At 41.1% G+C, this 13382-nt stretch carries 9 protein-coding genes; all 9 read left to right on the top strand.

The window, feature by feature from the left end; genetic code table 11:
- Positions 1 to 112: 112 nt before the first annotated feature.
- The 9 genes from E5Y90_RS09075 (at position 113) to cas3f (ending at position 13351) form a co-directional block, all read left to right on the top strand.
- Complete coding sequence (locus E5Y90_RS09075) at positions 113 to 1267, top strand: TIGR03364 family FAD-dependent oxidoreductase (RefSeq protein WP_174660038.1); 1155 nt, start codon at positions 113 to 115, stop codon at positions 1265 to 1267.
- Positions 1268 to 1335: 68 nt separating this feature from the next.
- Entirely contained in the window at positions 1336 to 2448 is a 1113-nt protein-coding gene (phnW, locus tag E5Y90_RS09070; protein WP_174660037.1) for a 2-aminoethylphosphonate--pyruvate transaminase, read from the top strand.
- Positions 2449 to 2496: 48 nt separating this feature from the next.
- Positions 2497 to 3312 (top strand): phosphonoacetaldehyde hydrolase, encoded by an 816-nt coding sequence (phnX, locus tag E5Y90_RS09065; RefSeq protein ID WP_174660036.1) that lies wholly within the window; start codon positions 2497 to 2499, stop codon positions 3310 to 3312.
- 669 nt (positions 3313 to 3981) lie between these two features.
- Positions 3982 to 4956, top strand: coding sequence for a metal-dependent hydrolase (locus tag E5Y90_RS09060; RefSeq protein ID WP_174660035.1), 975 nt, complete (start codon positions 3982 to 3984; stop codon positions 4954 to 4956).
- Positions 4957 to 4994: 38 nt separating this feature from the next.
- Complete coding sequence (locus E5Y90_RS09055; protein WP_174660034.1) at positions 4995 to 5819, top strand: SDR family NAD(P)-dependent oxidoreductase; 825 nt, start codon at positions 4995 to 4997, stop codon at positions 5817 to 5819.
- Between the two features lie 219 nt (positions 5820 to 6038).
- On the top strand, positions 6039 to 7559 hold the full coding sequence (locus E5Y90_RS09050) for a flavin-containing monooxygenase (RefSeq protein ID WP_174660033.1): 1521 nt from the start codon (positions 6039 to 6041) through the stop codon (positions 7557 to 7559).
- 432 nt (positions 7560 to 7991) lie between these two features.
- Positions 7992 to 8743 (top strand): IS5 family transposase gene (locus E5Y90_RS09045; protein WP_416377164.1). Its coding sequence is split into 2 segments (ribosomal slippage): positions 7992 to 8226 and positions 8226 to 8743, totalling 753 coding nucleotides; the frame shifts between segments, so codons are not numbered across the junction.
- A 268-nt stretch (positions 8744 to 9011) separates the two neighbouring features.
- Positions 9012 to 9974 (top strand): type I-F CRISPR-associated endonuclease Cas1f, encoded by a 963-nt coding sequence (gene cas1f / locus E5Y90_RS09040; RefSeq protein WP_174660032.1) that lies wholly within the window; start codon positions 9012 to 9014, stop codon positions 9972 to 9974.
- Positions 9971 to 13351: a type I-F CRISPR-associated helicase Cas3f gene (gene cas3f, locus E5Y90_RS09035; RefSeq protein WP_174660031.1), complete on the top strand. Its 3381-nt coding sequence runs from the start codon at positions 9971 to 9973 to the stop codon at positions 13349 to 13351. The genes cas1f and cas3f overlap by 4 nt, the downstream gene beginning before the upstream one ends.
- Positions 13352 to 13382: the final 31 nt, after the last annotated feature.

Below are 13382 nucleotides of genomic sequence, written 5' to 3'. Positions count from 1 at the left end.
TTCATCCTTTTAATTTGTTTTAAACCTTAATGAATACTCATTTTTTGAACGCTTTTTAACAAGGCTTAGGATTCTTCATCCTGAAAAACTTGAAAGGGCTTGGAAACCTTCGATGAACACAGCAAAAACAGATTTAATTATTGTCGGCGCCGGTATTTTAGGACTGTCAGCGGCCATTCAGGCGGCTGAACAGGGGTTGAAAGTCCAGCTTTTTGAAAAAGATGCCCAACCCGTGGGAGCCACCCGACGGAACTTTGGCATGGTCGGCACGTCAACCTTAAGCCGTCCAGATGCAAAATGGCGCCAATACGCGCTCGAAACCCGCAAGTTTTATCAGCGCATTCAAGCGCAGCATGATATTTCATTTCAGCAGCGCGATGGTTTATATCTGGCCAATACCGCTTTGGAATGGCAAGTGCTGAATGAGTTTGCTCAAGCTGCACCGGATTACCAGATTCCGGTCGAACTATTGAGCCGCACACAAGTGTTTGAACGTTATGGTTACCTGGACCACAGCGCCAACATCAGCGGTGCCTTAATATTTCAGGAAGATTATTCGGTTGAACCACATCTGGCAGGACATCGTTTATTGCAATATGCCAAGCAACTGGGTATTGAAATCTACTGTAATACTTGTGTGGTACGCACCCGTTATCACCGTGGACATGCTGAAATCCAGCTGGCTTCAGGACAGCATTATCGCGCAGAGAAAGTCTTGATCTGTCATGGTGAAACGACACAAATTTTATATCCAGAACTCTTGCAGCACTTGGGTCTGCAGCGCTGTGCTTTACAAATGGCCCTGACTCAGCCTTTGGCGCATGATCTGAAAGCATCGATTTATTCGGGTTTATCTATCTCCCGTTATCCTGCTTTTGAAATTTGCCCGAGTCATCAAGCATTAAAAGAAGAATCACAGCAAGGTCTGGTCAAAGACTACGGAATTCATATTTTGATCAAACAAAATGAATTTGGACAGATTATTTTAGGCGACAGTCATGAATATCATGCCATTCAAGATGCACCACAATTTAATCAGCGTGAAGAAATTAACCAATTTATTCTTAAATACTGTAAAGAAAAAATAGGTTTGAAACTTCCAGCCATTGAGTCTCGCTGGAATGGTTATTACCTCACACATCCTCAAGAGTTGGCCTGTGTAACCGAAGCAGAACCGAATATTTACTTGATAAGTGCCATTGCAGGCAAGGGGATGACTACAGGTGCAGGTTTTATGCAAGAAGTATTAAAAAACCATATTCTGTAATCTGGTTTAAACCAGATTGAGCTATATTGATTGTAATTAAAGTGAAAGTCTCAGTAAGGAATTGATGAATGAACGCGCATGTTGAACTAGAAAACAAATATTTACTGCTTACTCCTGGGCCATTGTCGACTTCTCCAGCCGTGCGCCGGGTAATGCAGCGTGACTGGTGTACCTGGGACAAAGAATACAATAGTCTGGTGCAAGATATTCGCCAGCGTTTAGTGGCTTTGGCGACCTCAGAAACAGAACTTTACAGCGCCGTGTTGATGCAGGGAAGTGGCAGTTTTTCTGTAGAAGCTGTATTGGGTTCAGCCCTGCCTAAAAATGGCAAAATTTTAATTATTAATAATGGGGCCTATGGTGCTCGCATGGTGCAGATGGCACGTTGCTTAAATATTGAAGTGGTTGAGCTGGTTTATCCGGAGACTCAAATTCCTGATTTAAGTGATATTGAAAAGGCATTAAGCGATTCAAGTATTACTCATGTGTCTTGTGTGCATTGTGAGACTACGACGGGCTTGCTCAATCCTATTGAAGAGATTGGCCGTCTTGTGAAAGCTGCCGGCAAAGTCTGGATTGTCGATGCGATGAGTTCATTTGGAGGGGTGCCGATGGACATTGCAAAGCTTGAAATCGACTTTTTAATTTCAAGTGCCAATAAATGTATTCAGGGTGTGCCCGGTTTTGGTTTTATTCTGGCAAAACGTGAACAATTACAAGCTTGCAAAGGTCAGGCGCGCTCAGTAAGTCTGGATCTTTACGATCAATGGAACACCATGGAACAGCATGATGGTAAATGGCGTTTTACTTCACCTACACATGTGGTACGTGCATTTTATCAGGCTTTACTGGAACTGGAGCAGGAAGGCGGGGTTGAAGCCCGTTATCAGCGTTATGTGAATAATCAAAAATGTCTTGCGGATGGCATGCAAAAACTTGGTTTTAAACTGGTACTTGATACTGATATTCCACAATCACCAATCATTACCACATTTATGTATCCAAATACGGCCGATTTTAGCTTTCAGGAGCTCTATGAGAATTTAAAACAGGCGGGTTTTGTCATCTATCCCGGCAAAGTCACCGATTTGAACTGTTTCCGGATTGGCAATATTGGCGAGGTTTATCTGGAAGACATTCAACGTTTACTGGCTGCAATCTCAGTCTACTGCCAGAAATAATTTAGCTTATTTTTATTGATTTATATTTAATTTTTTAAGGAAAGACTCATGACAATTTCATATAATACCTTGCAAGCAGTTATTTTCGACTGGGCTGGAACCACAGTCGATTTTGGCTCACGTGCTCCAATTTTAGCTTTCATGGCATTGTTTGCAGATAATCAGGTTGCAATCACCATTGAAGAAGCACGTGCGCCGATGGGGTTGGAGAAACGCGATCATATTGCAGCTGTGTTAGCCATGCCGCGTGTGGCAGCTGCATGGAAGCAGGCACATGGGGCAGAAGTGACCATTGCCGATATTGACCGTTTATATCAGGACTTTATTCCTTATCAGTTAAAAGCCATTCCGCAATGTTCACAGCTGATTCCGGGCGCACTGGAAACATTTGCAGATATTCGCGCACGTGGAGCAAAAATCGGCAGCAATACCGGTTATGCCAGCATGATGATTACTGAGTTGGTAAAAGATGCAGCGCAACAAGGTTATGTGCCTGATTGCATTATTACTGCGAGTGACGTGAAACATGGTCGTCCGTATCCAGAAATGTTATGGAAAAACTTGATTGAACTGGATGTTCTGGATATTAAAACAGTGGTGAAAGTGGATGATACCGTCGTGGGTATTCATGAGGGCTTAAATGGAGGGTGCTGGACAGTAGGCTTGGCCGTGAGTGGCAATGAGGTTGGTCTGAGCTATGAAGAATGGAAGGCACTGCCTGAGTCTGAACAGGTCAGTCTAAAAGAAAAAGCTTATGCAAAAATGCATGCTTCAGGAGCGCATTATGTCATTGACAGTATTGCAGACTTGCCTGCTGTGCTAAATGAGATTGAGCAGCGCTTGGCTCAAGGTGAAAAGCCTTGATCAGTTAAGTCAGGCATTAAAAAATGGATATTGTTTTAATATCCATTTTTTTGTTTTAGGCGAAGATCAAACTGAATTTATATTTTACCATCTAAATTTTTGTTAAGGTTTTGACTTGAGCTAACCGTTTTTCAGAATCCTTTAATCTCCGAGCTAATATTTTGTAGCACTACTCTTAGGTATGCTGAGGTATTGATCCCATCGTTTTAACTGTCACTGGTACATCAGGGCAGAGCTATGTGTTTTTTAATATTTGCAATCAAGTATTTTTTTTTAAATAACTTTTTAATTTTATCCCTGGAAGTAAGTAAATCCATCCTCTGAATTAGAGTCTGCATTGCCATCCAACATGCACTTGCTGTGCCATGGAAAATAAATCCAGAGGCTGGCGTCTAAGCCACATCTGTAAGGCAGATGTTAATCCACAGAATTGGCAAAAAAGTTCATAGTGATATGGGCAGTTTGGTTCTGGTCATATTTTATCAGTGCACTATGCTGTTAGGAATTCAGGCACCCCTTTAAACTTTTTCAGGAAGGATGCGGCACGATCTGGCTTGAGGTTTGAAGGAGGGTATTCAGTAAAATTGCAGAAACAACCTTATAAACAATTTTACGCTTCAACTCAGGTGCTGGTTTTAGATTTTTTATTCTCTCTATAGGGATTAAACTATGGTCACTCAAACTATTAGAAACGTTTTTACAGAAAAATTAAGTACGAAATATCAGGGAATTGTTCAAAATATTGTCGATAAATCCCCCATTCCGATTCGTCACTTTGATTTTAAATTTAACCCGGCAGAGCTAGATAAGCGCTTTTTCCTCAATAAAGAATTAGCCTCTTCTTATTTTCATGCCTTGTCAATTTTTTTGACTTTTGGTGAAGATGTGGTGATTGCAACTGCACGTCATCATCGGGATTTTATTGATGATCCGGTGTTGAAACAGAGGCTCACCTCCCTGATTGGACAAGAGGCCATTCATTCCAAAATTCATAATCAGTTTAATGATGAAGTTTTAAAAGAAAATGGCTACCCCGTCGAGTTGCTGCGCGCTATCGCTGCAAAAGTGTTTGATTATGGCATTTACAAACTGCCCCATTCTTTACAGCTTTCCTTAATGGCCGGCATTGAACATTATACGGCGGTTCTAGCCGAGTTTATGATGCAGCACGAGGCATATCTGCTGGGTTCACAAGATGAAAGACAGCGTGCCATGTGGATGTGGCATATGCTGGAAGAATCCGAACATAAAGATATTGCTTATGATGTGTTTCTGGAATTATCAGGTAATTACTGGCTACGAATTACCGGTTTTTTACTGGCAAGCTTAACCATTCTGGGCGGGGTGTCGCTTGGCGGTTATCTCATGCCATTTGTGCGTAAACCCAGCAATTTAATAAATCCGCGTTATATGAAAGATGTGCTAGAAAGCACAGCCTTGTTATTTGGCAGTGAGCGTGGCGTGTTTGGTAGCAGCTTTGTGCATATTCTGGAATATCTGCGTCCGAGCTTTCATCCCAATGACCATGATACGACAGCCTATCTGGCCTATTACAAAGAGCGATTATTGCATCCTGAAACCGGATTGTTGACACCTTATTTCCTGAAAGAATTTGTACCGCCTGTACCTGCAGCTTCTGCCTAAGCTAATTCTGCCCAAGACTATATTTGCTGGATAATAAAATGAAATTATTTAGAAAAAAAACCAAGCCCAGCCAGAATGCTTTTGCCGTGGTGACAGGTGCTGGAAGCGGAATTGGCCGTAATTTCGCCCTTGAGCTGGCCAAACGGGGCGGTATGGTGGTGTGTGCTGATATTAATCTGGAGGCTGCTGAAGAAACTGTTGCGCTGATTACAGCCTCGGGTGCCCAAGCGTTTGCCGTGAAATGTGATGTGGGTAATGCCAGACAAGTCGAGCAGCTGGCGAATCAGGCCGAGCAGTTAATGCAGCACCCCACCACATTGCTGATTAATAATGCAGGGGTCGGCTTGGGTGGCAAGTTTGATGAAGTGACGCTGGACGACTGGAAATGGGTCACTGATGTAAATTTGTGGGGCGTGGTGCATGGTTGTCATTATTTTGTGCCCAAGTTTAAAAAGTTAGGAAATGGGGCCATTATTAATGTCGCTTCAGCAGCCTCCTATACCGCCGCTCCAGAAATGACCGCCTATAACGTCACTAAAGCCGGTGTGCGAGCTTTATCGGAAACACTGGCTGCCGAGCTGAGAAAGTTTAATATCCAAGTCAATGTCGTCTGTCCGACGCTGGTGCCGACCAATATTATTAAAAATGGCAAGCTCCCGCATAAAGGAATTATGGATTATGCCCTGACCAATCTGGCATTGACCACTAGCAATAAAGTCGCGGAACTGACTTTGGATCGTCTGGATCAAGGCCAGCTTTATACTATTCCGCAGCTTGATGCCAAATTATTCTGGTTGATGAAACGGATAGCTCCAAATTTATATGCGAAATTTTTGGGTAATTTGTACCGGTTAATGAAGTGAAATATAAAAATCTCCAGCCTTTTTCGTAGGAGATAGGAAATACTCTTCGTGATCTGGGCCATGAGGCGGAATAAGAAATCTCTTCACTTGAAAGTTAAATCAATAAACATAGCAGCGTGTCTGACATATAAATAGTTCACGCCTAAAGTCAGTGCGGAGATCAGGATAAAAAGCTTGGCAAGACAGCCAAGTCAATATCAGAGTTAAGGGACATTTAAAATGACAGCTCAAGCAGAAAAATTAGACATCGCTAAAAGAAAAGCATTAACCCCACATATTTACGATACATTTATTGTGGGTGCAGGTATTTCAGGCATTGCCACCGCCATTCGCCTTGATCAGGCGGGTTATCACAATTACAAGATGATTGAAAAGGCGACCCAAGTCGGTGGAACCTGGCGTGAAAACACTTATCCAGGTTGTGGCTGTGATGTGCCCTCGGCGTTATATTCTTATTCATTTGCGCCCAGTGCAAACTGGAGTCATCTGTTTGCACGTCAACCTGAAATCCTGAACTATCTGGAAGAGGTCAGTGAAAAGTTTAAGATCCGCGCCAAGATTGAATTTGGAACTGAACTATTAAATGCGGCATGGGATAAACAGTGTCATCTGTGGGTGATTAAGACCAATAAAAGCCAATACCTGTCCAGGACCGTGGTTTTTGCCACAGGTCCTATTACCGAAGCTCAAACCCCACAGCTTGAAGGCCTTGACACTTTTCAAGGGGAGATGTTCCATTCAGCGCAATGGAATCATGAATATGATTTGACAGATAAGCGGATTGCAGTAATTGGCACGGGTGCATCGGCCATTCAGTTTGTGCCCCAGATTCAACCCAAAGCCAAAGCACTGTATGTCTTCCAGCGCACAGCTCCGTGGGTGGTTCCAAAACCGGATATGGAGCTGGGTGACTTCAGCAAGGCAATGATTGCAAAATTTCCTTTCATTCAGACAGCGTGGCGGAAAACAGTGGCTCAGTCACTGAATGCAATTAATTTTGGACTACGTAACCCAGCAGTATTAAAACCAGTGGGTGAACTGGCTAAACTGATACTGCGTTTTCAGATTGAAGACGCTGAACTACGCAAAAATGTAACTCCAAACTTTACTATTGGCTGTAAACGTTTGTTATTTGCCAATAATTATTATCCCGCCTTACAGCAGGCAAATATCCGGTTGATTCCACATGGCTTGGTGAAAGTAGAAGGCAATCACGTGGTATCTGCAAATGGTGAACGCCATGAAGTTGATGTCATTATTTGGGGAACAGGTTTTGAGGTTTCTCATCCACCGATTGGTAAGCGGATTAGCAATGAGAAGGGGGAATGTTTGCATGATTTGTGGAAGAATAGTTCACCAGAAGCTTATTTAGGCACCAGTATTGAAAATGTACCGAATGCTTTTTTGATCTTGGGGCCGAATGTATTGGTTTATGATTCATTTATTGGCTTGGCAGAAGCACAACTGGACTATATTGTGGATGGTCTGCTTAAAATTAAGCAACAGGGAATTAGTCAACTGAACATTAAGCCGGAAGTGATCAGAAAACATAATGAGCTGGTACAAAAACATTTAAAAACAACGGTCTTTAATGCAGGTGGTTGTAAGAGTTACTATCTGGATGCCAATGGGCGTAATTTTGCGGCTTGGCCATGGTCATTAAAAACATTGAAGCAGCGGTTAAGACATTTAGATTTAAATGATTATGAAGTGACATATCAAACTGAAAAAACCAGCTAATTTTAAAACATTCATTTAAAGGTTGATGATATCTATCAAAAATGAATCACTTTTTAATGATCATTATGGCAGAATGAGGCGTTTTGAAGCACGCGTCTATATGAGGTGTTGGGGCAGACTGAGGCGTTCTGATTCTATATAAATGTCTGATCAGTAGGTCGCTTTCTTCAATCAAAAAATAATGATACTAATTACATGTTTAAACAGAGATTAAAAGTTCCTTCTCTCTTTGGGATGAGAGCATGCTCCGCAAGAAGATAAGGGGATTTTTATAAGAGCCTCTCCCTGACCCATTCGTACAAGGAAAGGGAATTTCCTTTACGTTAATTAAAGAATGATTTGTGAAACAACTCTAGGGCGTGTCCTCATTTGAAGAATTGGTTTTAAATACTTAAAATCCTCCTTTGAGTTATTTTTATTTCTACATTTTCAATGGCGCGCACTCTTCTTACCGATGATATCCGGCAGAAAATTCAAGATACTATGCGATTACATGGTTGCTACTGTTCAAAGAATAGTAGAAATATCATGGAAGCGATCTTATGGAAACTGCGTACAGGCGCCACATGGCGGGATATTCCCCAAGAATTTTGTCCTTGGCAAACTGCTTACAATCGCTTTAATCGTTGGGCAAGGAAGGGATTGTGGGATAAATTTTTTTTAGATTACGAGGCGTCCTGGATCAAGAATGGGTATTCATTGACGGAAGCTACATACGCGTGCATCAACATGCAAGTGGAGCTCGGCATGGTTTCAAAAGAGCAATTGGACAATCACGTGGTGGACGAACAACAAAAATACATCTTGCAACCGACGCGAATGGAGTACCGATTGATTTTAAAATCACTGGGGGTGACGTCCACGACAGTCAAGTTGCAAAACAACTGATTGATACTGTAGATGAGGCAACTTATCTTATTGCTGATAAGGGATATGATGCTGGGCACATTAGAATATATGCCCAGAATAAGGATATGATTCCCATTATTCCAATGAGATCAAATAATAAGAGGTCGAATAAGGAGTTTGATAAATATCTATATCAATTAAGACATTTAGTTGAAAATGCATTTGCGAGATTAAAACATTTCCGTGCTATTGCTACCCGATTTGATAAGCTTGCACGAAATTATCATTCTATGATTTACATTGCTTGCATGTTTATTTGGTGTAAAGCCAAATGAGGACACGCCCTAATATAAAAATAAAGCAGAAGACCAATAACTTAATCAATAGAGTTCATCCAGCAGAGGATGGGGATAGAGCAATTCGCATGAAATTAAGCTCAATCCTTTTGAATAAGACAGCTAGGCATTCCAAGAGACGGCCTAAAACTGTATTTCTATAGAGACGAATAAGAGACATAAAATGTCGCCTAACTTGAAATTAGGCTCGAATTTGTTGATAAATCTCATTATATTGATCTTAACTTGATACCAAGAATAATAGAAAATGGAACAACTTAATCCTTCAGATCTTAAAGCCATCTTGCATTCCAAACGCGCGAATGTGTACTACCTGGAACATGCCCGGGTCATGCAAAAAGATGGTCGGGTCCTGTATTTGACAGAAGCCAAAAATGAAAACCAGTACTGGAATATTCCGATCGCCAATACCACGGTCATTATGCTGGGAACGGGAACATCAATTACCCAGGCGGCGATGCGTATGCTGGCCAGTGCAGGTGTTCTGGTTGGGTTTTGTGGCGGAGGCGGCACACCTTTATTTATGGGCTGTGAAATTGAATGGATGACACCGCAAAGTGAATATCGCCCAACCGAATACATGCAAGGCTGGATGCAATTCTGGTTTGATGATGCAAAACGTTTAGAAGTTGCCAAGCAGTTTCAGCAGGCTCGGATTGAATTTATCAGAAAAGTTTGGGACAAAGACCGTGATTTAAAAGCCGAAGGTTTTTATCTGGATGATCTGGATATTCAGCAGGCACTGACAGGTTTTGAGAAGAAAATACCGCATTTAAATAAAGTCGGCGACCTCTTGTTGACCGAAGCGGCCATGACCAAACAGCTTTATAAAATTGCGGCAACCCGCACAGGCTTAAAAGATTTTAGCCGCAATCCGGAACAGGGGGATTTAGCCAATGATTTCCTCAATCATGGCAATTACTTGGCCTATGGACTCGCAGCAACAACACTTTGGGTTTTAGGTATTCCGCATGGTTTTGCGGTGATGCATGGAAAAACCCGCCGTGGTGCTTTGGTGTTTGATGTGGCGGATTTGGTTAAGGATGCGGTCGTTCTGCCTTATGCCTTTATCTGTGCCAAGGAGAAGATGACTGAGCAAGAGTTTAGACAGCAGTTATTGCAGAAATTTACAGAGCATCGCTGCTTGGATTGGATGTTTGATCAGGTGAAATTAGCTGCTTTATCTTCTAAAAATGGAGATGAAGAATGATTGTGACCTTTATTTCCCAATGTGAAAAGAAAGCCATTCCACGTACACGCCGTGTTTTAGATGCCTTTGCAGATCGAATAGGGGATAACACTTGGCAAACGGTTATCACTGAAGATGGTTTGATTGCCGTAAAAAAGTTGCTGCGTAAAACCGTGACCAAAAGCACTGCGGTGAGTTGTCATTGGATACGCGGGCGACGTAGAAGTGAGCTGTTGTGGATCGTAGGGAATCGGAATAAGTTTAATTCAGAGGGGATCGTCCCTGTGAATAGTACCAGAAAAAAATTAGATCAAAATAAATGGGAAAATAATTGGCACTATTTACCGTTGATCAAGGCATTGGTAGCAGTTTCTGCTTTATTGCATGACTGGGGTAAAGCAACCGTTTTATTTCAACAAAAATTATTGAATAAAAATAACCGATTTAAAGGTGATCCGATTCGGCATGAATGGATTTCCTGTTTATTGCTTAATGCTTTGGTGCAATCGTCTGGAAATATTGAAACAGATGATGCGTGGTTAAATTTACTAATAGAACAAAACTGGGATGAAAATACTTTAAAGCAAACCATCAGTAAAAATCTTGATCAGACTAAGGCTTTGGATCAACTTCCTCCATTGGCGCAATTGCTTGCCTGGTTAATTGTTTCGCATCATCGTCTGCCTGATTTAAAAGAAGAAGAACGCCGTAAAGACTATGCAGGTGTAAATAAGGATACATTATCGAGCTTATTGAAAAGCATTAAGGTTGATTGGGGTTATCAAAACAAGTTTGAAGAGCAGGAATATCAACAGCGTTTAAAACTGTGTTTTGAGTTTGAGCAGGGATTATTGACTAAGTCAGTCAAATGGACAAAAGCAATAAAAAAATGGTCAGCACGATTACAGCAGCAATCTGAACATCTTCCGCAGATTTTTGCAGATGGCAGTTGGCGCGTTATTTTGCATCATGCTCGACTATGCCTCATGTTGGGGGATCACTATTATTCATCCTGCAAGGCTGATAAAGACTGGAAAACCGATTTAACTTTAATTGCCAATACTGACCCTAAAACCAAGCAAGCCAAACAATATTTAGATGAACATTTGGTTCATGTCAGTGATACAGCAATGCGTGTGGCGCAGTCTTTAAGCCGTTTGGCGGATGAGATGGAACCTGCTTATGATATTCAAAAACTGAAAAAGAAAAGTCCAGAGGGATTTGAATGGCAAGATCAGGCTGTAAAGGGGATTCAAAATTTTATTCAAAAAAATGAAAAGGCTGCTGAACAAGGCTGGTTTATTGTCAATATGGCGAGTACGGGCAAAGGTAAAACCATTGCCAATGCAAAAATCATGCAGGCTTTGTCCAGAGATGCGCAGTCATTACGTTATATTTTAGCCTTGGGGCTGAGAACTTTAACTTTGCAAACAGGTGATTCCTACCGAAATGATATTGGTTTAGGGAATGATGAGTTAGCGGTATTGATTGGCTCCAAAGCGGTACAAGAATTGCATCATAAAAATACTGCTCAACAGCAGAATAATGAAGTGGATATAGAGGAAATTGGTTCAGAATCCTTGGAAGAATTATTGGACAATGAATTAGATTATTCCACTATGCCACAGGCTGACTTTATGGATGCTCTTTTTCCACAAAATCAGGCAGAACGTAATAAGGCATTTCTTTATAAACCTGTTTTGGCATGCACCATTGATCACATCATGTCTGCGACTGAAACCAAACGCGGTGGGAAATATATTTTACCAAGCCTAAGACTTTCATCCTCAGATTTAGTCATAGATGAAGTGGATGATTTTAATGGTCAAGACTTGATTGCTATTGCACGCTTGGTGCATTTGGCAGGTATGCTTGGCAGGAAAGTGATGATTTCTTCGGCGACCATTCCACCAGCTTTGGCTGAAGGTTTCTTTAATGCTTATCAACAGGGTTGGACACTTTATACAGCATTTAAAAAATCAAAACAAAGCAATGTGGTGTCTATGTGGGTGGATGAGTTTAAAACTCAGATTCAATCTATCGAAATAAAGGGGCAGACGGAAACTATTGCTGAGTACCAGCAAGCGCACAGTAAATTTGTCAAAATTAGAGCCGATGCATTGGCAAAACAAGTCATTAAACATAAGGCTTATATTATCGAATGTGCTGACTTAGTTGCAGAGAAAACAGTAGATCGTTTGGATGAAAGCTTACAAAATCAGTATTTTGAGCGGATTAAGCAGCATGCAGAGCAGTTGCATCAGCAGCATCATAGTATTGATCAAAAAACGGGTAAAAAAGTTTCCTTTGGGGTGATTCGTGTTGCCAATATTCCACCCTGTGTGGCACTGACTCGTTATTTATTAAATGCAGAGTGGTCTGAAAATATTTCACCAAGAGTGATGGCCTATCATAGTCGTCAAGTGTTGTTATTGCGTAGTGAGCAGGAGCATCATTTGGATGAGGTGTTAAAGCGTAAAGAGAAATCAGGTGAGCAACCCAAAGCATTTTCCAATGAAGTCATCCGAAAACATCTTGATAATACAAATGATGAGCATGTCCTTTTTATTTTAATTGCAACGCCTGTAGAAGAGGTGGGACGTGACCATGATTTTGATTGGGCGATTGTAGAGCCATCATCTTATCGCTCAATTATTCAATTGGCAGGTCGTGTTTTAAGGCATCGTAAATGTACTCAAGATATTGAAAAACCAAACATCGCTTTGCTGCAATATAATTTAAGGGGTTTAAAAAATGCCAAAATTGCGTTTGAAAAACCCGGTTTTGAGGTTAATTCTGATAAGGGTAATTTCCGCTTAGAAACTAAAGATTTAAAACAACTACTTGATCCAAATATTTTTGACAACGGCATCAATGCAATTCCGAGAATTCAGGTTCCTTCACCTTTACAGCCGGCTTTGAAGCTTGCAGATTTAGAACATGCCGTCATGGCAGATGCACTGACTGCATATAGTAAAAAGGGTGCAAAGCCTTTGAATGCCTGGTTAACACAACATTGGTTTTTGACGGCTTTACCGCAGCGTTTTAATCCATTCAGACAAAGTTCTCCGAATATTCAATTATTTGCGACTTGGCAAAATGGCAAGCTTATATTTTGTGAAAAAGATGACTTTGGTGAATATATTGATCGCAGCGGATTTTATAACATTAACTTTATTGAGTTAAGTGCACCTGAAAAACAACGTCTTTGGTTAGACCGTCATTATTACGACATTCTACGTCGTTTGGCTCTTGATCATCTTTCAGAAAATGACGATATTGACACAAAGCTAGAAGTATTATCAAAGCGTTATGGGGAAATTATGTTGCCTGAATATGATGAAAATAAAAAACTCATATATTCGGAACAGTTCGGTTTGGTTGTTTTGGATAAATAAAAAGGGGATATAAAATGTGCGAGGGGGAAGT

It is taken from the genome of Acinetobacter sp. 10FS3-1, from assembly GCF_013343215.1.
Taxonomy (GTDB): Bacteria; Pseudomonadota; Gammaproteobacteria; order Pseudomonadales; family Moraxellaceae; genus Acinetobacter; species Acinetobacter lwoffii_C.
This window is presented reverse-complemented; position numbering and strand designations above follow the sequence as displayed.